General features: G+C 51.2%; 19 protein-coding genes, 4 tRNA genes and 1 pseudogene. 15 read left to right on the forward strand and 9 right to left on the reverse strand.

The window, feature by feature from the left end:
- Positions 1–38: 38 nt before the first annotated feature.
- Together coaA and KKH3_RS22495 are read right to left on the reverse strand one after the other, a co-directional pair.
- On the reverse strand, positions 39–989 hold the full coding sequence (coaA, locus tag KKH3_RS21130) for a type I pantothenate kinase (RefSeq protein WP_039364255.1): 951 nt from the start codon (positions 987–989) through the stop codon (positions 39–41).
- A gap of 211 nt (positions 990–1,200) precedes the next feature.
- A pseudogene (locus KKH3_RS22495) lies at positions 1,201–1,523 on the reverse strand (hypothetical protein).
- Positions 1,524–1,920: 397 nt separating this feature from the next.
- On the opposite strand from KKH3_RS22495, the gene KKH3_RS21135 reads away from it, so the two are divergent.
- The 14 genes from KKH3_RS21135 (at position 1,921) to shiA (ending at position 17,668) form a co-directional block, all read left to right on the forward strand.
- Positions 1,921–1,996, forward strand: a tRNA-Thr gene (locus tag KKH3_RS21135).
- Between the two features lie 15 nt (positions 1,997–2,011).
- Positions 2,012–2,096, forward strand: a tRNA-Tyr gene (locus KKH3_RS21140).
- 130 nt (positions 2,097–2,226) lie between these two features.
- Positions 2,227–2,301: transfer RNA gene (locus tag KKH3_RS21145), tRNA-Gly, on the forward strand.
- A gap of 6 nt (positions 2,302–2,307) precedes the next feature.
- Positions 2,308–2,383, forward strand: a tRNA-Thr gene (locus KKH3_RS21150).
- Positions 2,384–2,490: 107 nt separating this feature from the next.
- Positions 2,491–3,675, forward strand: coding sequence for an elongation factor Tu (tuf, locus tag KKH3_RS21155; protein ID WP_010277443.1), 1,185 nt, complete (start codon positions 2,491–2,493; stop codon positions 3,673–3,675).
- A gap of 237 nt (positions 3,676–3,912) precedes the next feature.
- Positions 3,913–4,296: a preprotein translocase subunit SecE gene (secE, locus tag KKH3_RS21160; RefSeq protein ID WP_010285488.1), complete on the forward strand. Its 384-nt coding sequence runs from the start codon at positions 3,913–3,915 to the stop codon at positions 4,294–4,296.
- A gap of 1 nt (position 4,297) precedes the next feature.
- Positions 4,298–4,843 (forward strand): transcription termination/antitermination protein NusG, encoded by a 546-nt coding sequence (gene nusG / locus KKH3_RS21165; protein WP_005970339.1) that lies wholly within the window; start codon positions 4,298–4,300, stop codon positions 4,841–4,843.
- 162 nt (positions 4,844–5,005) lie between these two features.
- Positions 5,006–5,434: a 50S ribosomal protein L11 gene (rplK, locus tag KKH3_RS21170; RefSeq protein WP_039348150.1), complete on the forward strand. Its 429-nt coding sequence runs from the start codon at positions 5,006–5,008 to the stop codon at positions 5,432–5,434.
- Between the two features lie 3 nt (positions 5,435–5,437).
- Positions 5,438–6,142: a 50S ribosomal protein L1 gene (rplA, locus tag KKH3_RS21175; RefSeq protein WP_010285494.1), complete on the forward strand. Its 705-nt coding sequence runs from the start codon at positions 5,438–5,440 to the stop codon at positions 6,140–6,142.
- 317 nt (positions 6,143–6,459) lie between these two features.
- Complete coding sequence (gene rplJ / locus KKH3_RS21180) at positions 6,460–6,957, forward strand: 50S ribosomal protein L10 (protein ID WP_010285495.1); 498 nt, start codon at positions 6,460–6,462, stop codon at positions 6,955–6,957.
- A 66-nt stretch (positions 6,958–7,023) separates the two neighbouring features.
- On the forward strand, positions 7,024–7,389 hold the full coding sequence (gene rplL, locus KKH3_RS21185) for a 50S ribosomal protein L7/L12 (RefSeq protein WP_010285496.1): 366 nt from the start codon (positions 7,024–7,026) through the stop codon (positions 7,387–7,389).
- Positions 7,390–7,716: 327 nt separating this feature from the next.
- Complete coding sequence (gene rpoB, locus KKH3_RS21190; RefSeq protein WP_012772936.1) at positions 7,717–11,745, forward strand: DNA-directed RNA polymerase subunit beta; 4,029 nt, start codon at positions 7,717–7,719, stop codon at positions 11,743–11,745.
- 106 nt (positions 11,746–11,851) lie between these two features.
- A complete protein-coding gene (rpoC, locus tag KKH3_RS21195; RefSeq protein ID WP_039364258.1) occupies positions 11,852–16,075 on the forward strand; it encodes a DNA-directed RNA polymerase subunit beta' in 4,224 nt (1,407 codons plus the stop codon).
- 195 nt (positions 16,076–16,270) lie between these two features.
- Positions 16,271–17,668 (forward strand): shikimate transporter, encoded by a 1,398-nt coding sequence (gene shiA / locus KKH3_RS21200; RefSeq protein ID WP_039364261.1) that lies wholly within the window; start codon positions 16,271–16,273, stop codon positions 17,666–17,668.
- Positions 17,669–17,735: 67 nt separating this feature from the next.
- Here shiA and KKH3_RS21205 read toward each other — a convergent pair whose 3' ends face one another.
- Positions 17,736–17,927 carry a DUF1127 domain-containing protein gene (locus KKH3_RS21205; RefSeq protein ID WP_039364264.1) on the reverse strand — a complete coding sequence of 64 codons (192 nt, stop codon included), beginning with the start codon at positions 17,925–17,927 and terminating at the stop codon, positions 17,736–17,738.
- A gap of 173 nt (positions 17,928–18,100) precedes the next feature.
- On the opposite strand from KKH3_RS21205, the gene KKH3_RS21210 reads away from it, so the two are divergent.
- On the forward strand, positions 18,101–19,519 hold the full coding sequence (locus KKH3_RS21210) for an aminotransferase-like domain-containing protein (protein WP_039364266.1): 1,419 nt from the start codon (positions 18,101–18,103) through the stop codon (positions 19,517–19,519).
- Positions 19,520–19,967: 448 nt separating this feature from the next.
- On the opposite strand, the gene thiH is transcribed toward KKH3_RS21210, so the two are convergent.
- From thiH to thiC, 6 genes are read right to left on the reverse strand one after another with little or no spacing between them, the layout of a single operon-like run.
- Positions 19,968–21,089 (reverse strand): 2-iminoacetate synthase ThiH, encoded by a 1,122-nt coding sequence (thiH, locus tag KKH3_RS21215; protein ID WP_039364269.1) that lies wholly within the window; start codon positions 21,087–21,089, stop codon positions 19,968–19,970.
- A complete protein-coding gene (locus KKH3_RS21220; RefSeq protein WP_039364272.1) occupies positions 21,086–21,871 on the reverse strand; it encodes a thiazole synthase in 786 nt (261 codons plus the stop codon). Before KKH3_RS21220 ends, thiH begins: the two co-directional genes overlap by 4 nt.
- A 1-nt stretch (position 21,872) precedes the next feature.
- A complete protein-coding gene (gene thiS / locus KKH3_RS21225) occupies positions 21,873–22,073 on the reverse strand; it encodes a sulfur carrier protein ThiS (protein WP_039364276.1) in 201 nt (66 codons plus the stop codon).
- Complete coding sequence (locus tag KKH3_RS21230; RefSeq protein WP_039364279.1) at positions 22,070–22,849, reverse strand: HesA/MoeB/ThiF family protein; 780 nt, start codon at positions 22,847–22,849, stop codon at positions 22,070–22,072. The genes thiS and KKH3_RS21230 overlap by 4 nt, the downstream gene beginning before the upstream one ends.
- Position 22,850: 1 nt before the next feature.
- Positions 22,851–23,492, reverse strand: coding sequence for a thiamine phosphate synthase (thiE, locus tag KKH3_RS21235; protein ID WP_039364282.1), 642 nt, complete (start codon positions 23,490–23,492; stop codon positions 22,851–22,853).
- On the reverse strand, positions 23,489–25,468 hold the full coding sequence (gene thiC / locus KKH3_RS21240; RefSeq protein ID WP_039364285.1) for a phosphomethylpyrimidine synthase ThiC: 1,980 nt from the start codon (positions 25,466–25,468) through the stop codon (positions 23,489–23,491). Before thiC ends, thiE begins: the two co-directional genes overlap by 4 nt.
- Positions 25,469–25,479: the final 11 nt, after the last annotated feature.

Genomic DNA, 25,479 nt, shown 5'->3' on the forward strand with positions numbered 1-25,479 from the left:
AAAAGGGGGCGGAGCCCCCTTTTTACATATTCATTTTTTCATTTTCTTAATCGAACACATTCAACAGCATGATTAGCGCTTTTAGTCATAATAAGGCTAGCTCTCTCCCGGGTAGGAAGAATATTCTCTTTTAGATTAAGTCCATTAATTTCCTTCCATAATTGAGATGCAATGCCGACAGCTTCCTCTTTCGTTAATTTTGCATAATTATGGAAGTATGAATTTGGATTTGAGAATGCACCCTGTCTAAATTTTAAAAATCGATTTACATACCATGTTTGTAACAGTGTTTCGGGTGCATCCACATAGATAGAGAAATCAACAAAGTCAGAAACAAAAACTCTGTGTGGATCATGTGGATAGTCCATTCCGCTTTGTAAAACGTTTAAACCTTCCAATATTAAGATATCAGGTTGCTCTAATACTTTATTATTATTAGGAACAATGTCGTATGTTAAATGGGAATATGTTGGCGCTGTGACTTTGTGCGTTCCTGACTTTATATCAGAAACAAATTTTACCAGGCTGTGCATATCGTATGATTGCGGAAAGCCTTTTTTCTTCATCAAGTCGCGTTCTTTTAGCACCTTATTTGGATGAAGAAATCCATCGGTTGTAATAAGTTCTACACTGCGGTGTTCCGGCCAGCGGCTTAATAACGCCTGGAGCACACGGGCTGTGGTACTTTTCCCTACAGCAACGCTACCTGCGATGCCGATTATGTAAGGTATTTTTTGGCCATCGGTTCCTAAAAACTGCTCAAGCACAGCCTGACGGCGTAAATTAGAGCTTATATAGAAATTGAGCAGGCGGGATAGCGGCAGATAAATTTCTGCGACTTCATCTAATGAAAGATCTTCGTTAATCCCTTTGAGCTTAACGATTTCCTCCTCTGCCAGCGTTAACGGTACGGAATCGCGCAAGGCGGCCCATTGGCTGCGATTAAACTGTAGATATGGCGTGGCCAAGGATTGCTCTCTATTGCTCATAAGTCGTGTTCTGCCTGCTTCACAGGTAAGAAAAGGGACTCTCAGCCCAGCGAAGAAAACGGGCTATTAGTTTAGCCAACGCGATGATCGCGGCACCTTCTCTTAGGTAATAAATTTTTGATAATGGGCAGGTTAACACTTTGCTGCTAGAAAGAAGAAGAGAAAATCTGTGCTGTATCCGATGCTTCTATGTTTACGCATTGGGTACTTGCTAACTAGTGATGGTTTTACCTAAACCATTCACGGCAAAGAGGCGCTTATAATAGATGGTCGTTGGGGGGCAATAGCCATCGGGTGTGCAAGCATAGTCTGGCAATTCTCCCAGATGGCGATAACCCATGGCTTGGTAGAACGCTTCTGCACGAGAATCTGCTTGGGTACCTAAGTAGGGCAACCCCCTTCATTGCGTGCTACCCATAGCATGCGTTCACCGTTGGCAATGGATGTTTGCAAACTATGAAAATATTCTGTGGCTTCTTAGTGGGACAGTGGCGAGTGATATCCAACAGAAGCGCCTCTTTCTACAGCATCTATCCATAGATGAGCTAGTTCCTAACGATAGACAGGTAAGGTTGCTACATTGAGTTGAACGGTTTTCATCGTATTTTTCCCTTTCGACAGAAATTTATTTCTAACCAAGCAAAATGTATTCCAGGCCTATTTCCTTAGAAAAACGAGCAAAATAGCATCGGTCAGTGCAACGACTGCTCTTCTAAAGGGCAAAACCGTGTCGTTGGTGCATGAGAAACAGGAGGATGTTTGATGGCGAAATCGCCATTTCGTTGGATAGAACTGATGGTTCTTTGCGCTAATTCTTACTGCTACTCTAGATTTATATCTGGATCTGGATAAAATCTAGGCGAAAGCACATTTTACGCAATTTTTTTGTTGCATCGAGCGCTCTGTCTACCTAGAATGCGCAGCACTTGATGCCGGCTTAGCTCAGTAGGTAGAGCAACTGACTTGTAATCAGTAGGTCACCAGTTCGATTCCGGTAGCCGGCACCATCAAGTACACAATCAGGTGGGGTTCCCGAGCGGCCAAAGGGAGCAGACTGTAAATCTGCCGTCACAGACTTCGAAGGTTCGAATCCTTCCCCCACCACCAAATTCCATCTTGGTAACAAGATATTCGATACGGTAGTTATACTAAGCCGGATCGACGAAGGCGGGGTCTATAAATCCTTATTCCCCAATTTCAAAATCTACAGAAAAATTAGGTAGCCGAGTTCCAGGATGCGGGCATCGTATAATGGCTATTACCTCAGCCTTCCAAGCTGATGATGTGGGTTCGATTCCCACTGCCCGCTCCAAGATGTGCTGATATAGCTCAGTTGGTAGAGCGCACCCTTGGTAAGGGTGAGGTCGGCAGTTCGAATCTGCCTATCAGCACCACTTCCTTTTCCTCCTCCTGATTTTCTTTCTGTGAATAAATTCAGCAAGCTGTCGCTTGGTTGATGTGGTGATACCACCGATTTATCCGTGTCTTAGAGGGACAATCGATGTCTAAAGAAAAATTTGAACGTACAAAACCGCACGTTAACGTCGGTACTATCGGCCACGTTGACCATGGTAAAACAACGCTGACCGCTGCAATCACTACCGTTCTGGCTAAAACCTACGGTGGTAGCGCACGTGCATTCGACCAGATCGATAACGCACCAGAAGAAAAAGCACGTGGTATCACCATCAACACGTCTCACGTTGAATACGATACCCCGTCTCGCCACTACGCGCACGTAGACTGCCCGGGACACGCCGACTATGTGAAAAACATGATCACTGGTGCTGCCCAGATGGACGGCGCGATCCTGGTTGTTGCTGCGACTGACGGCCCAATGCCTCAGACTCGTGAGCACATCCTGCTGGGTCGTCAGGTTGGCGTTCCTTTCATCATCGTGTTCCTGAACAAATGTGACATGGTTGATGACGAAGAGCTGCTGGAACTGGTTGAGATGGAAGTGCGTGAGCTGCTGTCTCAATACGATTTCCCAGGCGACGATACGCCAGTGGTACGTGGTTCTGCTCTGAAAGCGCTGGAAGGCGAAGCTGAGTGGGAAGCAAAAATCATCGAACTGGCAGAGCACCTGGATTCTTATATCCCAGAACCAGAGCGTGCAATCGACAAGCCGTTCCTGCTGCCAATCGAAGACGTATTCTCCATCTCCGGTCGTGGTACCGTTGTTACCGGTCGTGTAGAGCGCGGTATCGTTAAAGTGGGTGAAGAAGTTGAAATCGTTGGTATCAAAGATACGGCGAAATCTACCTGTACTGGCGTAGAAATGTTCCGCAAACTGCTGGACGAAGGTCGTGCAGGCGAGAACGTAGGTGTTCTGCTGCGTGGTATCAAGCGTGAAGAAATCGAGCGTGGTCAGGTACTGGCTAAGCCGGGTTCAATCAAGCCGCACACTCAGTTCGAATCCGAAGTGTATATCCTGAGCAAAGATGAAGGCGGCCGTCATACTCCGTTCTTCAAAGGCTACCGTCCTCAGTTCTACTTCCGTACGACTGACGTAACGGGCACCATCGAACTGCCAGAAGGCGTAGAGATGGTAATGCCGGGCGACAACATCAAAATGGTTGTGACCCTGATCCACCCAATCGCGATGGACGATGGTTTGCGTTTTGCAATCCGTGAAGGCGGCCGTACAGTAGGCGCGGGCGTTGTTGCTAAAGTTATCGCTTAATCGCTGATAACGTTTGACGCGACACGCGATAAAAGGGCATCATTTGATGCCCTTTTTCTACGCTGTCATGGTAGAACCTATCTCATCAGCGATTGTGAGATATAATCATTGGTGAGATAGGCTCTGTAGATACGGCGTAAATACCGAATTATTCGTTTTACAGAACATCTTTCGGTTTGGTTGCCCCGTGGTTGCGGGGCAAAGTTATTTGTCTGAATCATTGTGACAGGTTGGTTTATGAGTGCGAATACCGAAGCTCAGGATAGTGGGCGTGGCCTGGAAGTGATTAAGTGGCTAGTAGTAGGTGCCTTGCTGGTCGTTGCGATTGTTGGCAATTATTATTATCGCGAATTTAGTCTTCCTCTGCGTGCATTGGCCGTTGTTATCCTGATCGCCGCAGCCGGTGGTGTGGCACTGCTGACCACGAAAGGCAAAGCAACCGTAGCGTTTGCTCGCGAAGCGCGTACCGAAGTGCGCAAAGTAATTTGGCCGACTCGTCAGGAAACGTTACACACCACGTTAATCGTTGCCGCGGTGACAGCCGTGATGTCACTGATTTTGTGGGGACTGGATGGTATTCTGGTCCGTCTGGTATCGTTTATCACTGGCCTGAGGTTCTAAGATGTCTGAAGCTCCAAAAAAACGTTGGTACGTCGTTCAGGCGTTTTCTGGTTTTGAAGGTCGCGTAGCACAATCACTGCGTGAGCATATCAAACTCCATAATATGGAAGAATTGTTTGGCGAAGTCATGGTTCCTACTGAAGAAGTCGTCGAGATCCGTGGTGGCCAGCGTCGCAAGAGCGAACGTAAATTTTTCCCAGGTTATGTTTTGGTACAGATGGTGATGGAAGATGCTAGTTGGCATCTTGTGCGCAGCGTACCTCGTGTTATGGGATTCATTGGCGGCACATCTGACCGTCCTGCTCCAATCAGTGACAAAGAAGTGGATGCGATCATGAATCGTCTCCAGCAGGTTGGTGACAAGCCTCGTCCGAAAACGCTGTTTGAACCGGGTGAAATGGTTCGCGTCAACGATGGTCCATTTGCTGACTTCAACGGTGTTGTCGAAGAAGTTGACTATGAGAAGAGCCGCCTGAAGGTGTCTGTCTCTATATTTGGTCGTGCAACTCCTGTTGAGCTGGACTTTGCTCAGGTCGAAAAAGGCTAATTGCCTGATAAGGCTTACTGAAAATAGCGACTTGCCTATGGCGCGAAATTAACCTATAATTTCGCGCCTTTTGTTTTTCAGTGGCCTTAATAGCGACTGAAACGTAATACAAACCATGGGGAGCCTTTCACTAGGCGTTATTACCCAATTGAGGAAAGTTAAATGGCCAAGAAAGTACAAGCCTACGTCAAGCTGCAAGTTGCAGCTGGTATGGCTAACCCGAGCCCACCAGTAGGTCCGGCTCTGGGTCAGCAAGGTGTTAACATCATGGAATTCTGTAAGGCGTTCAATGCTAAAACTGAAAGCATTGAGAAAGGCCTGCCGACTCCGGTTGTTATTACCGTTTATTCTGACCGTTCTTTCACCTTCGTTACCAAAACGCCTCCAGCAGCTGTTCTGCTGAAGAAAGCGGCTGGTATCAAGTCTGGTTCTGGCAAGCCGAACAAAGACAAAGTAGGTAAAGTAACGAGCGCTCAGGTTCGTGAAATCGCAGAAACTAAAGCTGCGGACATGACTGGTTCTGATGTAGACGCCATGGCGCGCTCTATTGCAGGTACCGCTCGTTCCATGGGCCTGGTAGTGGAGGATTAATAAATGGCTAAGCTGACCAAGCGCATGCGCGTGATCCGTGACAAAGTTGATGTAACTAAACAGTATGACATCAACGAAGCTGTTGCTCTGCTCAAAGAGCTGGCCACTGCTAAGTTCGTAGAAAGTGTAGACGTAGCTGTTAACCTCGGCATTGATGCACGTAAATCTGACCAAAACGTTCGCGGCGCAACCGTTCTGCCTCACGGCACCGGTCGTTCTGTTCGCGTAGCTGTCTTCACCCAAGGTGCAAACGCTGAAGCTGCTAAAGCAGCTGGCGCTGAATTCGTTGGCATGGAAGATCTGGCTGATCAGATTAAGAAAGGCGAAATGGGCTTTGACGTTGTTATTGCTTCTCCAGATGCAATGCGCGTTGTTGGCCAATTGGGCCAGGTTCTGGGTCCACGTGGCCTGATGCCAAACCCGAAAGTGGGTACTGTAACGCCTAACGTTGCTGAAGCTGTTAACAATGCTAAAGCAGGCCAGGTTCGTTACCGTAATGACAAGAACGGCATCATCCATACCACTATCGGTAAGGTTGATTTCGATTCTAACAAATTGAAAGAAAACCTGGAGTCTCTGCTGATTGCGCTGAAAAAAGCAAAACCATCTCAGGCGAAAGGCGTGTACATCAAGAAAGTTAGTCTGTCTACCACTATGGGCGCTGGCGTTGCCATCGACCAGAGCGGTCTGAACGCTGCTGCTAACTAATAGCTTTTGTTCCGCTTTACTCGGGTGTGAGATTTACCTATAATTTTACGCCCGTTGTTCCTCAAGTGGAATAACGCAAGAATTTTTCGGTTGGAGCCTGGCCTATCCAGGCCTCCGTCCAAGACCGCAGGTGTTTCGTAAGAAACTTAATTCTCCTGCGTAGACGGTGACAGAGCCTAAATAACGTTTTTCTTTTTTATAAAGAATAATTTTTTACTGGATTCTGCTCACCGTGTTTCAACGCTTATCTCTAATTTTGGCGATAAGTGAAGTGAGTTCCGGAGAGGTTCTCCGGCTAAATCCAGGAGCAAAAGCTAATGGCATTAAATCTTCAAGACAAACAAGCGATTGTTGCTGAAGTCAGCGAAGTAGCCAAAGGTGCGCTGTCTGCGGTTGTTGCGGATTCCCGTGGCGTGACCGTTGATAAAATGACCGAACTGCGTAAAGCAGCGCGTGAAGCTGGCGTTTACATGCGTGTTGTTCGCAACACTCTGCTGCGCCGCGTCGTTGAAGGCACTCAATTTGAATGCCTGAAAGACACGTTTGTTGGTCCGACCCTGATTGCATATTCTCTGGAACACCCGGGCGCTGCTGCTCGTCTGTTCAAAGAGTTCGCGAAAGCGAATGCAAAATTTGAGGTCAAAGCTGCAGCCTTTGAAGGTGAGCTGATCCCGGCGGCTCAAATTGACCGTCTGGCAACGCTGCCGACTTACGAAGAAGCACTGGCACGTCTGATGTCGACCATGAAAGAAGCCGCTGCCGGCAAACTGGTCCGCACTCTGGCTGCTGTTCGCGATGCAAAAGAAGCTGCGTAATAGCGCTTTCTTTTCTAACGCACTTGCTAACGTATAAACTATTTCTGATTCTTAGGAACAATTGTTATGTCTATCACTAAAGATCAAATTCTGGAAGCAGTAGCAGCTATGTCTGTAATGGATGTTGTTGAACTGGTTTCCGCTATGGAAGAAAAATTCGGTGTTTCTGCTGCTGCTGCTGTAGCTGTTGCTGCTGGCCCAGCTGAAGTTGCTGAAGAAAAAACTGAGTTCGACGTTGTGCTGAAAGCTATCGGCGCTAACAAAGTTGCTGTAATCAAAGCTGTTCGCGGCGCAACTGGTCTGGGCCTGAAAGAAGCCAAAGATCTGGTTGAATCTGCACCAGCAGTTCTGAAAGAAGGCGTGAGCAAAGATGACGCTGAAGCACTGAAAAAATCACTGGAAGAAGCTGGCGCTGAAGTTGAAGTTAAATAAGCCAATCTTTCAGGTTGCAGCCTGATTTATTAGGCTGATGGCTGGTGACTTTTTAGTCACCAGCCTTTTTGCGCTGTAGGGTGTCAATGGGATTTCACACTGTTTAGCCATTGATTTCTCCCAATATTTTTTTCTATTGACGACTTAATATACTGCTTTCCTGCATGGGCTCCTTGCTTGAGCAAGAGCAATGAAATGGTTTAAGAGTAATAGAAAGACGTATTACGGAAAGTTCTCTATTTTCCGACCAACATAAATAGTGTTGCATGAACTGTCCTTGTTAGGGCAGACAGAGTGGTTCGACTTGTCAGCTAGCTGAGGAACCCTATGGTTTACTCCTATACCGAGAAAAAACGCATTCGTAAGGATTTTGGTAAACGTCCACAGGTTTTGGACATACCTTATCTCCTTTCTATCCAACTTGACTCGTTCCAGAAGTTTATCGAGCAAGACCCGGAAGGTCAGTACGGTCTGGAAGCTGCATTCCGTTCTGTTTTCCCCATAAAAAGCTATAGCGGTAATTCAGAGCTGCAATATGTTAGCTATCGCTTGGGCGAGCCAGTATTCGACGTTAAAGAATGTCAGATCCGTGGTGTGACGTTCTCTGCGCCGTTACGCGTGAAACTGCGCCTGGTGATCTACGAGCGTGAAGCGCCTGAAGGCACCGTTAAAGACATCAAAGAACAAGAAGTTTACATGGGCGAAATTCCGCTCATGACCGATAACGGTACCTTCGTGATTAACGGCACTGAGCGTGTAATCGTATCTCAGTTGCACCGTAGTCCAGGTGTGTTCTTCGATAGCGACAAAGGTAAAACCCACTCTTCAGGTAAGGTGCTGTATAACGCACGTATTATTCCTTACCGTGGTTCCTGGCTGGATTTCGAGTTTGATCCGAAGGATAACCTGTTTGTCCGTATCGACCGTCGCCGCAAATTGCCTGCGACCATTATCCTGCGCGCGTTGGGTTATTCCACCGAACAGATTCTCGATCTTTTCTTCGATAAAATTGTCTATGAAATCAATGGCAATAAATTGCAGATGGATCTGGTTCCTGAGCGCCTGCGTGGTGAAACCGCATCGTTTGATATTGAAGCGAACGGTAAAGTTTATATCGAAAAAGGTCGCCGTATCACTGCGCGTCATATCCGTCAGCTAGAGAAAGACGGCATTGAGCGCATTGAAGTGCCTGTTGAATATATCGCTGGAAAAGTACTGTCCAAAGATTATATCGACGAGAGCACCGGTGAACTGATCGGCGCAGCCAACATGGAGCTGTCGCTGGATCTGCTGGCTAAACTGAGCCAGTCCGGTCACAAACGTATTGAGACGCTGTTCACCAACGATCTTGATCATGGTGCATACATGTCTGAAACCGTGCGTGTCGATCCGTCAAACGATCGTCTGAGCGCACTGGTTGAAATCTATCGCATGATGCGTCCTGGTGAACCACCAACGCGTGAAGCTGCGGAAACGCTGTTTGAGAATCTGTTCTTCTCTGAAGACCGCTACGATCTGTCTGCGGTTGGTCGTATGAAGTTCAACCGTTCTCTGCTGCGTGACGAGATCGAAGGTTCTGGTATCCTGAGCAAAGATGACATCATCGAAGTGATGAAGAAGCTCATTGATATCCGTAACGGTAAAGGCGAAGTGGATGATATCGACCACCTCGGCAACCGTCGTATCCGTTCCGTCGGCGAAATGGCAGAAAACCAATTCCGCGTTGGCTTGGTGCGTGTAGAACGTGCTGTAAAAGAGCGTCTGTCTCTGGGCGACCTCGATACGCTGATGCCACAGGACATGATCAACGCCAAGCCGATTTCGGCTGCGGTGAAAGAGTTCTTCGGTTCAAGCCAGCTGTCACAGTTTATGGACCAGAACAACCCGCTGTCTGAGATTACGCACAAACGCCGTATCTCTGCATTGGGCCCAGGCGGTCTGACGCGTGAACGTGCCGGCTTTGAAGTTCGTGACGTACACCCGACTCACTACGGTCGCGTTTGTCCTATCGAAACGCCGGAAGGTCCGAACATCGGTCTGATCAACTCCCTGTCCGTTTATGCGCAAACTAACGAATACGGTTTCCTTGAAACCCCGTATCGTCGTGTGCGTGACAACGTGGTGACGGATGAGATCCATTACCTGTCTGCGATTGAGGAAGGTAACTTCGTTATCGCACAGGCGAACACCAATTTGGACGAAGAAGGCCGCTTCATCGACGAACTGGTTACCTGCCGTAACAAAGGTGAGTCCAGCTTGTTCAGCCGCGATCAGGTTGAATACATGGACGTTTCCACACAGCAGGTGGTTTCCGTCGGTGCATCCCTGATTCCGTTCCTGGAACACGATGACGCCAACCGTGCCCTGATGGGTGCGAACATGCAACGTCAGGCTGTTCCGACCCTGCGTGCTGATAAGCCGCTGGTTGGTACCGGTATGGAACGCGCTGTTGCGGTTGACTCCGGTGTAACTGCCGTAGCCAAACGTGGTGGTACAGTACAGTACGTGGATGCATCCCGTATTGTAATCCGCGTTAATGACGATGAAATGTATCCAGGCGAAGCTGGGATCGACATCTATAACCTGACCAAATATACCCGTTCTAACCAGAACACCTGCATCAGCCAGATGCCGTGTGTCTCTCTGGGTGAGCCGGTAGAACGTGGTGACGTTCTGGCAGATGGCCCGTCCACCGATCTGGGTGAACTGGCGCTGGGTCAGAACATGCGCGTGGCATTCATGCCATGGAATGGTTACAACTTCGAAGACTCCATCCTCGTTTCCGAGCGTGTGGTTCAGGAAGATCGCTTTACGACCATCCACATTCAGGAACTGGCCTGTGTGTCTCGTGACACCAAGTTAGGGCCTGAAGAAATTACTGCGGACATCCCGAACGTGGGTGAAGCAGCACTTTCTAAACTGGATGAGTCCGGCATCGTTTACATCGGCGCTGAAGTGACCGGTGGCGACATTCTGGTTGGTAAGGTAACGCCGAAAGGTGAAACCCAGCTGACGCCAGAAGAGAAACTGCTGCGTGCGATCTTCGGTGAGAAAGCGTCTGACGTTAAAGACTCTTCTCTGCGTGTACCAAACGGTGTTTCCGGTACGATCATCGACGTACAGGTCTTTACCCGCGATGGCGTGGAAAAAGACAAACGTGCGTTGGAAATCGAAGAAATGCAGCTGAAGCAGGCGAAGAAAGACCTGACTGAAGAATTGCAGATTCTGGAAGCGGGCCTGTTTGCACGTATCCACGCTGTGCTGGTTTCTGGCGGTGTAGAAGCTGACAAACTGGACAAACTGCCGCGCGAGCGCTGGTTGGAACTGGGTCTGACTGATGAAGATAAACAGAATCAGTTGGAACAGCTGGCAGAACAGTATGATGAGCTGAAGCACGAGTTTGAGAAAAAACTCGAAGCTAAGCGCCGTAAAATCACCCAAGGCGATGATCTGGCACCGGGCGTGCTGAAAATCGTTAAGGTTTATCTGGCTGTTAAACGCCAGATCCAACCGGGTGACAAGATGGCAGGTCGTCACGGGAACAAAGGTGTTATCTCCAAGATCAACCCGATCGAAGATATGCCTTACGATGAGAACGGTACGCCGGTCGATATCGTACTGAACCCGCTGGGCGTACCTTCACGTATGAACATTGGTCAGATTCTGGAAACCCACCTGGGTATGGCTGCAAAAGGTATCGGCGAGAAAATCAACGCCATGCTCAAGCAGCACGAAGAAGTGACTAAACTGCGTGAGTTCATCCAGAGAGCCTACGATCTGGGCGACGATGTGCGTCAAAAAGTCGACCTGAGCACTTTCTCAGACGAAGAAGTTATGCGTCTGGCTGAAAACCTGAAGAAAGGTATGCCAATTGCAACGCCGGTATTCGACGGTGCAAAAGAGAAAGAAATCAAGGAACTGTTACAGATGGGCGGTATCCCTACCTCCGGTCAGATTACCCTGTACGATGGACGTACCGGTGAGAAATTTGAGCGTCAGGTTACCGTGGGCTACATGTACATGCTGAAACTGAACCACTTGGTTGACGATAAGATGCATGCCCGTTCCACCGGTTCTTACAGCCTGGTTACTCAGCAGCCGCTGGGTGGTAAGGCGCAGTTCGGTGGTCAACGCTTCGGTGAGATGGAAGTGTGGGCGCTGGAAGCTTATGGTGCAGCTTATACCCTGCAAGAAATGTTGACCGTTAAGTCTGATGACGTGAACGGCCGTACCAAGATGTATAAAAACATCGTGGATGGCAATCATCAGATGGAACCAGGCATGCCGGAATCCTTCAACGTATTGTTGAAAGAAATCCGCTCGCTGGGTATCAACATCGAGCTGGAAGAAGAGTAATCCCAGCTCGTTGTATTGCTGGCATTCGTCATAGGGACACCTGAATTGTGTTGTTAAAGGCATAGTTCAGGTGTCTATCAGGTCTAACTCCGACAGGAGCCAATCCGTGAAAGACTTATTAAAGTTTCTGAAAGCGCAAACTAAAACCGAAGAGTTTGATGCGATCAAAATTGCTCTGGCCTCGCCAGACATGATCCGTTCGTGGTCTTTTGGTGAAGTTAAAAAGCCAGAAACCATCAACTACCGTACGTTCAAACCTGAACGTGACGGCCTTTTCTGCGCCCGTATCTTTGGGCCGGTAAAAGATTATGAGTGCTTGTGCGGTAAGTATAAGCGCCTGAAACACCGCGGTGTTATTTGTGAGAAGTGCGGCGTTGAAGTAACCCAGACTAAAGTGCGCCGTGAGCGTATGGGTCACATCGAGCTGGCTTCTCCGACTGCGCACATCTGGTTCCTGAAGTCACTGCCTTCCCGTATCGGTTTGCTGCTGGATATGCCGCTGCGTGATATTGAACGTGTGCTTTATTTCGAATCTTATGTCGTGGTTGAAGGCGGCATGACCAACCTTGAGCGCCGTCAGATCCTGACTGAAGAGCAATATCTGGATGCGCTGGAAGAGTTTGGTGATGAATTCGACGCGAAAATGGGCGCCGAAGCGATCCAGGCTCTGCTGAAGAATATGGATCTGGAGCAGGAATGCGAGCAGCTGCGTGAAGAGCTGACCGAAACCAACTCCGAAACCAAACGTAAGAAGCTGACGAAGCGTATTAAGCTGCTGGAAGCGTTCGTACAGTCTGGTAACAAGCCAGAGTGGATGATCCTGACCGTTCTGCCAGTACTGCCGCCAGATCTGCGTCCGTTGGTTCCGCTGGATGGTGGTCGTTTTGCGACTTCCGACCTGAACGATCTGTATCGTCGCGTGATCAACCGTAACAACCGTCTGAAACGTCTGCTGGATCTGGCTGCGCCAGACATCATCGTACGTAACGAAAAACGTATGTTGCAGGAAGCGGTTGATGCGCTGTTGGATAACGGCCGTCGCGGTCGTGCGATCACCGGTTCTAACAAACGTCCTCTGAAATCTTTGGCCGATATGATCAAAGGTAAGCAGGGTCGTTTCCGTCAGAACCTGCTTGGTAAGCGTGTTGACTACTCCGGTCGTTCTGTAATCACCGTTGGTCCATACCTGCGTCTGCACCAGTGTGGTCTGCCGAAGAAAATGGCACTGGAGCTGTTCAAACCGTTCATCTACGGCAAGCTGGAACTGCGTGGTCTTGCTACCACCATCAAAGCTGCCAAGAAAATGGTTGAGCGTGAAGAAGCCGTCGTATGGGATATCCTGGACGAAGTCATCCGCGAACACCCGGTACTGCTGAACCGTGCACCAACACTGCACCGTTTGGGTATTCAGGCATTTGAACCGGTACTGATCGAAGGTAAAGCAATTCAGCTGCACCCGCTGGTTTGTGCGGCATATAACGCCGACTTCGACGGTGACCAGATGGCTGTACACGTACCGTTGACGCTGGAAGCCCAGTTGGAAGCGCGTGCGTTAATGATGTCGACCAACAACATCCTGTCCCCTGCGAATGGTGAGCCAATCATCGTTCCTTCTCAGGACGTGGTATTGGGTCTGTATTACATGACGCGTGACTGTGTTAACGCCAAAGGCGAAGGCATGGTACTCACGGGTCCGAAAGAAGCTGAGCGCGTTTATCGTGCTGGTCTGGCCTCTCTGCATGCGCGCGTTAAAGTGCGTATCACGGAAGAGATCAAGAGCATCGAAGGCGATGTGACGCATCAGACATCGATTATTGATACGACTATCGGTCGCGCCATCCTGTGGATGATCGTACCGAAAGGTCTGCCGTACTCGATCGTTAACCAGCCTCTGGGCAAGAAAGCGATCTCCAAAATGCTGAACACCTGTTACCGCATTTTGGGTCTGAAACCGACGGTTATCTTCGCTGACCAGACGATGTACACCGGTTTTGCTTACGCAGCGCGCTCTGGTGCTTCCGTAGGTATCGATGACATGGTTATCCCGGAGAAAAAAGCCGAGATTATCGAAGAAGCAGAAACCGAAGTTGCCGAGATTCAGGAGCAGTTCCAGTCTGGTCTGGTTACCGCGGGCGAACGCTATAACAAAGTGATCGATATCTGGGCAGCGGCGAACGAACGTGTTGCGAAAGCGATGATGGAAAACCTGTCCGTTGAGGATGTGGTTAACCGTGATGGCGTGGTCGAGCAGCAGGTTTCTTTCAACAGCATCTTTATGATGGCCGACTCCGGTGCGCGTGGTTCTGCGGCACAGATTCGTCAGTTGGCGGGTATGCGTGGTCTGATGGCGAAACCAGATGGTTCGATCATCGAGACGCCGATTACCGCAAACTTCCGTGAAGGTCTGAACGTACTCCAGTACTTCATCTCGACGCACGGTGCGCGTAAAGGTTTGGCGGATACCGCATTGAAAACAGCGAACTCCGGTTATCTGACGCGTCGTCTGGTTGACGTTGCGCAGGATCTGGTTGTGACCGAAGACGATTGTGGTACCCATGAAGGTATCATGATGACGCCGGTTATCGAGGGTGGTGATGTTAAAGAGCCACTGCGTGAGCGCGTACTGGGTCGTGTAACGGCTGAAGACGTGATCAAACCGGGCACGGCGGATATTCTGGTTCCACGTAACACGCTGCTGAACGAGCAGTGGTGTGACATGTTGGAAGAGAACTCCGTTGACGCCGTTAAAGTACGTTCAGTTGTAAGCTGCGAAACCGACTTTGGCGTCTGCGCCAATTGCTACGGTCGCGATCTGGCTCGTGGTCATATCATCAACAAAGGTGAGGCCATCGGGGTTATCGCGGCACAGTCCATCGGTGAACCGGGTACACAGTTAACCATGCGTACGTTCCACATCGGTGGTGCGGCATCGCGTGCGGCGGCTGAGTCCAGCATTCAGGTGAAAAACAAAGGTAGCCTGAAACTGAACAACGCGAAGTTCGTTATGAACAGCAACGGTAAATTGGTTATTACTTCACGTAATACCGAACTGAAGTTGATCGACGAATTCGGACGTACGAAAGAAAGCTATAAAGTGCCTTACGGTGCGGCAATGGCGAAAGGTGATGGCGCAGAAGTTAACGGTGGCGAAACCGTGGCTAACTGGGATCCGCACACCATGCCTGTTATCACCGAAGTGAGCGGTAACATTCGTTTCACTGACATGATTGATGGCCAGACGATTACTCGTCAGACCGACGAACTGACCGGTTTGTCCTCTATCGTGGTTCTGGATAGTGCAGAGCGTACTGGTAGCGGTAAAGACCTGCGTCCGGCACTGAAAATCGTTGATGACAAAGGCGAAGATGTACTGATTCCAGGTACGGATATGCCTGCTCAGTACTTCCTGCCGGGTAAAGCGATCGTGCAGTTGGAAGACGGTGTGAAAATCAGCAGCGGTGATACTTTGGCGCGTATTCCTCAGGAATCCGGCGGTACCAAGGATATTACCGGTGGTCTGCCACGCGTAGCCGACCTGTTCGAAGCCCGTCGTCCGAAAGAGCCGGCTATTCTGGCAGAGATCAGCGGTATCATTTCCTTCGGTAAAGAAACCAAAGGTAAACGCCGTCTGGTAATTTCTCCGTTGGATGGCAGCGATGCTTACGAAGAGATGATTCCGAAATGGCGTCAGCTCAACGTGTTCGAAGGTGAAGTGGTGGAACGTGGTGACGTTGTTTCCGACGGCCCAGAGTCTCCGCACGATATCCTGCGTCTGCGTGGTGTACATGCAGTAACGCGTTACATCACCAACGAAGTTCAGGAAGTTTACCGTCTGCAAGGCGTTAAGATTAACGATAAACACATCGAAGTTATCGTTCGTCAGATGTTGCGTAAAGGCACCATCGTTAGCGCGGGTAGCACGGAGTTCCTGGAAGGCGAGCAGGCAGAAGTGTCTCGTATCAAGATTGCCAACCGTCAGCTGGAAGCGGATGGCAAGATCACGGCAACGTACAGCCGCGATCTGCTGGGTATCACCAAAGCATCTCTGGCGACCGAGTCCTTCATTTCTGCGGCATCGTTCCAGGAAACCACTCGCGTACTGACCGAAGCCGCTGTTGCGGGTAAACGTGATGAACTGCGTGGCCTGAAAGAGAACGTTATCGTAGGTCGTCTGATCCCAGCGGGTACGGGTTATGCGTACCACCAGGATCGTATGCGCCGCCGTCAGGCGGGTGAAGCGCCTGTCGTGCCTCAAGTGAGTGCCGATGAAGCTTCTGCTAACCTGGCTGAACTGTTGAACGCAGGCTTTGGTAGCAGCGACGACGAATAAGTCTTTTTGCGCTGCACTATCATGCGGTAAATAACAAAAACCCCGACTATGATGGTCGGGGTTTTTTTATGGCAGGTTCCTTACGGCTATTCTGACGGTCAACGCGATGCGTTGTTAAAAAACGCTTCTGGCGTTTTATATCTTCCTGAAATTTTTTATTGTACAGTAGTGTAAAGTAAATAGAACGGAACCGACATGGACACCTCAACTACGCCAACACTCTCACAGCCTGGCGGCTCATTATCTCATCAGGATGATTCACTTTCTTCTGATAAAACCCTACAAACACAGTCAGTAAGCCATTCTCAACATCGCGCAAAACGCGCAGCATGGGGAAGTTTTGTTGGTGCTGTTGTCGATTGGTACGATTTCCTGCTGTACGGAATTGTTGCCGCCCTTGTCTTTAATACCGAATTTTTCCCGCAGGTCAGCCCGACGATGGGAACGCTGGCAGCGTTTGGTACGTTTGGCGTTGGTTTTCTGTTCCGCCCGTTGGGTGGAATGGTGTTCGGCCACTTCGGTGATAAGCTGGGCCGTAAACGGATGTTGATGATTACGGTCTGGATGATGGGCATTTCTACAGCGTTGATTGGCCTATTGCCGTCGTTTGATTCGATTGGCTGGTGGGCACCGGTGCTGTTGGTTACGCTGCGGGCAATTCAGGGCTTTGCGGTCGGTGGTGAGTGGGGCGGTGCGGCGCTGTTGGCGGTAGAGAATGCGCCTAAGAAGAAGAAAGCATTTTACAGCAGCGGTGTACAGGTTGGCTTTGGGGTTGGGCTGTTATTGGCTACTGGGTCGGTATCAGTGGTGAGTAATTTGACGACCAATGAAGAATTTACCACCTGGGGATGGCGTTTGCCGTTCTTATTCAGCCTGATTCTGGTGGCTATCGCCTGGTGGGTGCGTAACGGGATGGATGAGTCTCAGGAATTTGAGGCGAACAAAACGCTGGGAGAAAGAGCAAACAAACTGCGTTCGTTCCCTATCATGGAAGCACTGCGCCAGCATCCAAAGGCATTTTTGCTGATTATCGCGCTACGGCTTGGCGAACTGTTAACGATGTATATCGTCACCGCATTTGCCCTCAATTACTCCACCACCCATCTTGGGCTATCGCGGGATATTTTCCTGAATATCGGGTTGCTGGTGGGGGCGATCAGCTGCGTATCCATTCCTTGCTTTGCCTATCTGGCAGATAGCTTTGGCCGCCGTCGTATTTATGTTACCGGCGCACTGATTGGTGCCGCGAGTGCGGTGCCATTCTTTATGGCGCTGGAAAGCCATAACACGCTGCTGATTCTGTTCTTTGCCATCATGCTGGCGAACATTGCCCACGATATGATTGTTAGTGTACAGCAGCCGATGTTTACCGAACTATTTGGTACGGCGTACCGCTATAGCGGGGCGGGTGTGGGTTATCAGGTCGCCAGCGTGGTTGGCGGAGGGTTTACGCCTTTTATCGCTGTACTGCTGGTGCAGTTTATGGATGGTTCATGGCACGCGGTGGCGGCTTATCTTGCCATTGGCTGCTTACTGTCGGCGATTGTCGGGATGCGGATGAAGGCAACCTCAGGCGATACTGTGACCCACTAATCTCTATTTAGCCGATACAGATGCGCTGTCTGTATCGGCAACATTTCTACTGTCTTTTGTCGTTATGCTATCTGAATCGATCAAGATCGCTTCGTTTCAGCCCGATATCCTTAAGCCCGTCATCACTCATGTTCTGTAGTATCTTCAGCGTTTGCGCTCTTGCCCGGCAGGCTTTCCACAAGCGGTACGGCAAAATCAGCATGAGCCAGAACGGTGACTCGCGGAACGGTTTTTGTGATCGATTCTCATGAAATTCCATATTTTCCCCCTCGCCAGTGAATGATCGCTATGATGAGGTGAAAGGTATTTTCAATACAGACTCAAAAAATCCATTTTTTTAGCATACAGATTGTGTGATATTGCATCTGAATGGTGATTTTTATTTGAATCTGTACTGGTTACTGCTGTGAAATTTGATAGGGAATGATACTGATGACGCGTTATCAACACCTGGCTGGGCTGCTAGAACAGCGAATCGAACAAGGGTTGTACCAAAGCGGAGAGCGGCTGCCTTCTGTACGAGCACTGAGTACAGAGCATGGCGTGAGCATCAGTACCGTACAGCAAGCCTATCATCTGCTGGAAACCCGGCAGTTGATTATGCCGCAGCCGCGTTCGGGGTATTTTGTTGCCCCACGTAAAGCGACGCCGCCAGTGCCTGCACTGACTCGTCCCGCTCAACGCCCGGTTGAGGTGACCCAATGGGATTCTGTACTGGAGCTCTTTAATTCTCGCCTCAGTGCCGCGGTCTGTAATCTGGGTGGCGGTATGCCCGATGTTAATCAGTCGTCGCTCAAACCCTTGTGGAAATCGATGAGCCGCTTGTGCCAGCGTCAGGATCCTCGTTTGCTGAATTATGGCAACATGTATGGGGCGAGTGAGTTGCGTGAACAGGTCGCGAGGCTGTCACTGGACAGCGGTTGTCAACTGACCGAAGACGACATTGTGATCACCACAGGGTGCCAGGAAGCGTTGTTTGTGGCAGCGCGTTCCATCTGTCAGTCGGGTGATATTGTTGCGGTAGAATCACCCACGTTCCCCGGGACATTACAGCTCCTGCGTGGGTTGGGTATCAAAGTTATCGAGATTCCGACGGATGCCATTTCGGGGATCAGTTTGGAAGCCTTGGCGCTTGCATTAGAACAGTGGCCTATCAAGGCGGTATTGCTGGTGCCGAATTGTAATAATCCGCTGGGCTTTTTCATGCCGGAGGCGCGTAAAAAGGCGTTACTGACGTTGGCACAACAGTATGATCTGGCGATTATCGAGGATGATGCCTACGGTGAATTGGCATACGACTACCCGCGCCCGAGGACGTTAAAATCATTCGATAGTGATGGACGCGTACTGCTATGCAGCTCATTTTCCAAAACGATAGCACCGGGTCTGCGTGTCGGCTGGATCGCGCCGGGGCGCTATTTGGAACGTGTGCTACACATGAAATATATCAGCACGGGTTATACCGTCAATCATACGCAGTTAGCTGCTGCTGAGTTTATCGCTCAGGGGCATTACCAGCCGCATATGCGGCGTATGCGCACGCTCTATAAAGCGAATATGGATATGTTTACCTGTCAGGTCAGAGAACATTTCCCCTGTGATATCTGTGTCAGCCGTCCTCAGGGGGGATTTTTACTGTGGGTTGAATTCCCTGAGTCGTTTGATGCTTTGCGTCTTAATGCCGTGGTACGTCGCTCTGGGATTCAGATTGCCGCAGGCTCACTTTTTTCCGCTGCGGGAAAATACCGTAACTGTATGCGTATGAACTACGCTTTGCCGTTAACAGAAGAAACGCAACATGTTTTATCGGTTGTTGGTCGTGCGGCACAACAACTACTTGATGAGGTGTAACTCCCTGATTGATGACATAAGAGACCGTACCCTCAGAACAAACAGAGGCGTGTTTTTTAGGGAAGGGCCGATACGGGTAAGGATAAGCCCCGTATCGGCGGGTTGATGTGCAGAACCGATAAGTGGCAAACGGCTCCGGCCAGCAGACTCTGTAACACTCAGGCTTGCCAACGACGCTACTGTATTCTTCGTCGCAGGCCGTGACGATAGGCCGAATGTCATGTTGCGCGGCGCTATCCCGAGAATATTGCTTTCCGTGTAATTCTCATTTTGACCTGCGAGCCGTATCCCAAATCATACGTATCACGCATACCGAGCGCTTAAGATCCGGGATACGAGGGCTACCACGGTGCGAGATGTCCCTGCGGGAACCTCATCACCGTGTTTCCCTCTCACTTCACGCTTAAGTGACCACTATCAGGCGTATCGCCGTCTTATCTGCTAGGAACTAACGGCCTAAATAACCGTCCCAGTCTTTCCAGACGGGCTGGAGACCTGCACGTATGATGGCTTGCGCCACATCTTCAGGACGTCGTGAATCATGCGGCGAAAACTGTTCCAGTTCAGGATGGTCGTCGGCATAGCCACCCGGTTGGGTTTTGGAAAATGCGCTGACGTTGTTAATCGCGATAGGAATCGCGTGATCGCGAAAGAAAGGCGATTCACGTGTGGAAAGCGACAGCTCAATATCCGGCGACAGCAACCGGAATGCGCAAATGACCTGCATGAGCTGAGCTTCATCCATGAGCGACGCCGGTTCAATGCCGCCCGCACAGGGGCGCAGACGAGGGAACGAGATAGAATAGCGGCTCTGCCAGTAGTGCTGCTGTAAGTGCAACAGATGTTCCGCCACCATGTAGCAGTCGGTTCGCCAGCTATTGGACAGGCCGATTAACGCGCCCAGCCCGATCTTGTCGATCCCCGCACGCCCCAGTCGATCCGGTGTGGCGAGTCGCCAGTGGAAATCCTGCTTTTGTCCTTTTAGGTGATGCAACTGGTAGGTCGCGGGATGATAGGTTTCCTGATAGACCATCACACCATCCAACCCCAGCGCTTTCAACTCGGCATATTCATCTTGCGACAGCGGCTGAACTTCAATCATCAGCGAACTGAAATGCGGTCGAATCAGCGGAAAAACGCGACGGAAATAATCCATTCCCACTTTGCGCTGGTGTTCGCCCGTCACGAGCAGCAGGTGTTCAAACCCAAGTTCCTTGATGGCGGCGCATTCACGTAGGATCTCTGCCTCATCCAGCGTTTTTCGTTTGATGTGGTTGCTCATCGAAAAGCCGCAGTAGGTGCAATCGTTAGAGCACAGATTGGACAGATACAGCGGCACATAGAAACTCACTGTATTGCCGAAACGCTGCCGGGTGAGCTGCTGTGCCCGCTGAGCCAGCGGCTCCAGATAGGCGCTGGCGGCAGGTGAGATGAGCGCCATAAAATCGTCACGCGTCAGATGTGGTACAGCAAGCGCTCGCTCAACATCGCGGACGGTTTTACCGTTGATGCGCAGGGTCAGGTCATCCCAGTCGAGCTGTTCCCAGACAGTTTGGAAATCGACGTTCATCTCGCCGCCCCTTCCGTTTGCTGATGCAGAAAACCGGTGAGTGGGCTGGTGGCGCTGGCGACAAACTGCTTACTTCCCAGACCGGCCTGACGAGCAATCCCTCCTGCATCGACTGCCAGTCTAAATGCGTGCGCCATTGCCACGGGATCGCGAGCAACCGCGATGGCCGTGTTGACCAGTACGGCGTCGGCTCCCATTTCCAGCGCATCGGCCGCATGGCTGGGCGCGCCAATGCCCGCATCGACAATCACCGGAACACGCGCCTGTTCGATGATGATGCGGAGAAAATCACGCGTTTGCAGCCCTTGATTGGAGCCGATTGGTGCGCCCAGTGGCATCACCGCCGCGCAGCCGACCTCTTCCAGCCGTTTGCACAGTACCGGATCGGCACCGCAGTAGGGCAGCACCGTGAAGCCTTCTTTGACCAGCTGTTCGGCGGCTTTCAGCGTTTCAATAGGGTCGGGTAGCAGGTATTTCACATCGGGGTGAATTTCCAGCTTCAGCCAGTGCGTACCGAGCGCTTCTCGTGCCAGTCGAGCGGCAAAAATGGCTTCGTCTGCGGTTTTGGCTCCTGAGGTATTCGGCAACAGCTTAATACCGAGCTGACGTAACGGCGCGAGAATGGCATCGTTGCCGCCGTTGAGGTCAACACGTTTCATCGCCATGGTCACGAGCTGTGAACCGGACGCCTCGAGTGCCGCCAGCATCAGTTCTGGCGTAGCGAATTTTCCGGTGCCGGTCAGCAGCCGTGAAGTTAATGTCGTATCGGCAATGTGCAGCATGTCATCCTCCCGCTATTGCCTGAAAAAGCAAAATATCATCGCCGTCTTGCACCTGATGCTGTGACCAGGTAGCGCGTGGGATAATGGTTTGATTGATGGCCAGCGCCGTGCCCGGCTGGAGCCGGTTCATCTGGCTTAGCAGCGCCTCAACCGTGATGGCCTCTGGGCATTCAAAGGGCTCATCATTCAGCGTGATTCTCATGCCGCGCCCCCACATACCGGGCAATGGGGGGCGCGCGTAAGCTGGAGTGTGTTCCAGCTCTGCTGTTTGCCATTGAACATTCTCAGCTTGCCCTCTAGCGCGGACGGCATACCAGCCAGCAGTTTTATCGCTTCCAACGCCTGAAGCGTGCCAATCACGCCGACTACCGGCCCCAGCACGCCGGCAGTGCGGCAGTTGCGCTGTGGTTCGGCCGTATCGGGGTACAGACAGGCGTAGCAGCCAGAGTGATAAGGCGGAGTGAAGACCGCGAGCTGGCCGCTGAAACCGACGGCGCTCCCGCTGATTAGCGGCTTGCCTGCGCTGAAGCAGGCGGCGTTAACCGCATGGCGAGTTGTCATGTTGTCGCTGCAATCCAGCACCAAATCGACGCGATTGACGGCGCGGTATAACGTGTCCCCGCTGAGCCTTTCGGTGAGTGCGATCGCTTCTGAGTGTGGATTTAATGCCTGTAGTTGACGCTGCGCTAGCACGGCTTTGGGTTTGTCGGTGTCGCTGGTGCGATACAGAATCTGACGTTGCAGGTTACTGATGTGCAGTGAGTCATCATCGGCAAGCAGTAGCGTGCCGACCCCAGCGGCAGCCAGATAGAGCGAGGCGGGCGCCCCTAGCCCACCCAGCCCAACCAGCAGAACGCGGGCGGCTTTGAGTTTTTCTTGACCTTCCGGGCCAATATCTTCCAGCATCAGTTGGCGGCTGTAGCGCATGAATTCGCTATCGCTCAGTCCGGCAGGCGCTGGATGGTGAGTCGTTACCATGTCATGCCTCCCGTCCTTCAATCATTTTGAGCAGCGCCGTGGTGGCCTGCCGCCAGTCTGGTGCCTGCGTAATGGCGCTGACGACAGCGATGCTGCCGACGCCTGTTGCCAGTACCGCAGGGACTCTGTCGATGCTGATACCGCCAATTGCAACAGTGGGAAAACGGTCTTCCAGATCGGTAATATGTCGTGCTAGTTCTGCCAGCCCCTGCGGCGCTGATGGCATATCCTTGGTTTGCGTCGGGAAAATATGCCCCAGCGCGATATAGGATGGGTTGAGCGCCACTGCGCGTGCCAGTTCAGGAGCGTCATGCGTGGAAACGCCTAAACGCAGACCCGCTTGTTTAATCGCGGTCAGATCGGCGGTATCCAGATCGTCCTGACCCAGATGTACACCGTATGCCTGATGTTTTACCGCCAATTTCCAGTAGTCGTTGATGAAGAGCTGCGCCTGATAGCGGCGACCCAATGTGATCGCCTGGATCACATCGGTTTCGGCTTGTTCATCTGACCGATCTTTGATCCTGAGCTGGATCGTTTTCACCCCGACGCTGAGTAAGCGTTCGATCCATTCCACGCTATCGACAACGGGGTAAAGCCCCAGCCGCTGTGACGTCGGGGCAAAAGGCGTCGAGTCCGTCATTTGCTTTCCTCGGTTTGCAGGCTGGTGGCGCTGTGATAAAGCTCGCTGCCGCGCGAGCGGAATTCTTGCGACATCTGCGCCATACCTATCTCAATCGGTTTGGCTTCCGCTTCTTGTTTTGCGGCGTAGTCGCGCACTTCCTGTGAGATTTTCATCGAGCAGAATTTAGGGCCGCACATGGAACAGAAGTGGGCGACTTTGCCGGATTCCTGCGGCAGCGTTTCATCGTGGTAGGCACGGGCGGTTTGGGGATCGAGCGCCAGATTGAACTGATCTTCCCAGCGGAATTCGAAACGTGCTTTTGACATGGCGTTATCACGAATCTGCGCGCCGGGGTGGCCTTTCGCCAGATCGGCGGCATGAGCGGCGATCTTATAAGTAATGAGTCCCTGTTTGACGTCTTCCTTGTTCGGCAAGCCAAGATGCTCTTTCGGTGTGACATAACAGAGCATCGCGCAGCCGAACCAGCCAATCATGGCAGCACCGATGCCAGAGGTGAAGTGATCGTAACCCGGTGCGATATCGGTCGTCAGCGGGCCGAGCGTATAGAATGGCGCTTCGTGGCAGTGCTCCAGCTCTTCGGTCATGTTGCGGCGGATCATCTGCATCGGAACGTGGCCGGGGCCTTCGATCATCACCTGTACGTCGTATTCCCAGGCGATTTTGGTCAGCTCACCTAACGTATGAAGTTCGGCAAACTGAGCCTCGTCGTTAGCATCCTGAATCGAGCCGGGACGTAAACCATCACCCAGCGACAGTGCGACGTCGTAAGCGGCACAGATTTCACAGATTTCGCGGAAGTGTTCGTACAGGAAGCTCTCTTTGTGATGCGACAGGCACCATTTCGCCATAATGGAACCGCCGCGTGAGACGATGCCGGTCAAGCGTTTGGCCGTCATCGGCACATAGCGCAACAGCACGCCAGCGTGGATGGTGAAATAGTCCACGCCCTGTTCTGCCTGTTCCAGCAGCGTATCGCGGAACATTTCCCAGTTCAGGTTTTCCGCCACGCCGTTCACTTTTTCCAACGCCTGGTAAATCGGCACTGTCCCGATCGGCACGGGGCTGTTACGCAGAATCCACTCGCGGGTTTCGTGAATATAGCGGCCGGTTGAGAGATCCATCACCGTATCAGCGCCCCAGCGGGTAGACCAGACCAGTTTCTCTACCTCTTCTTCGATGGAAGACGTCACGGCGGAGTTGCCGATATTGGCGTTAACCTTCACCAGAAAATTGCGACCGATAATCATCGGCTCTGACTCGGGGTGATTGATGTTTGAGGGAATAATGGCGCGCCCGGCGGCCACTTCCTGACGAACAAATTCCGGCGTGATGTTTTCTGGCAGAAGGGCGCCGAAACTTTGCCCCGGATGCTGCTGGCGCAGTACCTCGCCGCGAATACGTTCGCGTCCCATATTTTCACGAATGGCGATAAATTCCATTTCGGGCGTAATCATGCCCTGTCGCGCATAGTGGAGTTGGGTGACGCGTTTTCCTGTTTTGGCACGCAGCGGATTCGGCAGGTGTTCAAAACGCAGATGATCCAAACCGGCATCTGCCAGACGCTGTTGGGTGAAATCGGAACTGACGCCGGATAGCGCTTCGGTGTCATGACGTTCTGCAATCCAGCTGGCGCGCAGCTTGGCTAGCCCAACGCGGACATCGGGTTGCGCAGCAGGATCGCCATAAGGCCCTGACGTATCGTAAACCGGAATGGGTTCGTTGGGTTCGTATTGGGGGTTGTCTTTACTGCCGCCGAGTAACGTCGGGCTAAGCTGAATCTCCCGCATCGGTACGTGGATGTCATCGCGTGAACCCGTAAGGTAAATGCGTTTGGAATTGGGAAAGGCGGTTCCCTGTAAGGTTTCAATAAACTGCTGGGCGGCGGCACGCTGTTCACGGCGACCGGATTTGGATGCTGTAGATAATTCTGTCTTTACCGACGAGGATTTTGTAGACAATGGTTCTGTAGACATAGCAAGTTCCT

The organism is Pectobacterium actinidiae, from assembly GCF_000803315.1.
GTDB classification, from domain to species: Bacteria; Pseudomonadota; Gammaproteobacteria; order Enterobacterales; family Enterobacteriaceae; genus Pectobacterium; species Pectobacterium actinidiae.

Bases quoted from the DNA above. Each gene is read 5' to 3' on its own strand.
- rplJ (WP_010285495.1), top strand. From the start codon at position 6,460: ATGGCATTAAATCTTCAAGACAAACAAGCGATTGTTGCTGAAGTCAGC.
- thiC (WP_039364285.1), bottom strand. From the start codon at position 25,468: ATGTCTACAGAACCATTGTCTACAAAATCCTCGTCGGTAAAGACAGAA.
- secE (WP_010285488.1), top strand. From the start codon at position 3,913: ATGAGTGCGAATACCGAAGCTCAGGATAGTGGGCGTGGCCTGGAAGTG.
- thiE (WP_039364282.1), bottom strand. From the start codon at position 23,492: ATGACGGACTCGACGCCTTTTGCCCCGACGTCACAGCGGCTGGGGCTT.
- tuf (WP_010277443.1), top strand. From the start codon at position 2,491: ATGTCTAAAGAAAAATTTGAACGTACAAAACCGCACGTTAACGTCGGT.
- KKH3_RS21230 (WP_039364279.1), bottom strand. From the start codon at position 22,849: ATGGTAACGACTCACCATCCAGCGCCTGCCGGACTGAGCGATAGCGAA.
- shiA (WP_039364261.1), top strand. From the start codon at position 16,271: ATGGACACCTCAACTACGCCAACACTCTCACAGCCTGGCGGCTCATTA.
- rpoB (WP_012772936.1), top strand. From the start codon at position 7,717: ATGGTTTACTCCTATACCGAGAAAAAACGCATTCGTAAGGATTTTGGT.
- rplA (WP_010285494.1), top strand. From the start codon at position 5,438: ATGGCTAAGCTGACCAAGCGCATGCGCGTGATCCGTGACAAAGTTGAT.
- rplL (WP_010285496.1), top strand. From the start codon at position 7,024: ATGTCTATCACTAAAGATCAAATTCTGGAAGCAGTAGCAGCTATGTCT.
- nusG (WP_005970339.1), top strand. From the start codon at position 4,298: ATGTCTGAAGCTCCAAAAAAACGTTGGTACGTCGTTCAGGCGTTTTCT.
- KKH3_RS21210 (WP_039364266.1), top strand. From the start codon at position 18,101: ATGACGCGTTATCAACACCTGGCTGGGCTGCTAGAACAGCGAATCGAA.
- thiH (WP_039364269.1), bottom strand. From the start codon at position 21,089: ATGAACGTCGATTTCCAAACTGTCTGGGAACAGCTCGACTGGGATGAC.
- KKH3_RS21205 (WP_039364264.1), bottom strand. From the start codon at position 17,927: ATGGAATTTCATGAGAATCGATCACAAAAACCGTTCCGCGAGTCACCG.
- coaA (WP_039364255.1), bottom strand. From the start codon at position 989: ATGAGCAATAGAGAGCAATCCTTGGCCACGCCATATCTACAGTTTAAT.
- KKH3_RS21220 (WP_039364272.1), bottom strand. From the start codon at position 21,871: ATGCTGCACATTGCCGATACGACATTAACTTCACGGCTGCTGACCGGC.
- thiS (WP_039364276.1), bottom strand. From the start codon at position 22,073: ATGAGAATCACGCTGAATGATGAGCCCTTTGAATGCCCAGAGGCCATC.
- rplK (WP_039348150.1), top strand. From the start codon at position 5,006: ATGGCCAAGAAAGTACAAGCCTACGTCAAGCTGCAAGTTGCAGCTGGT.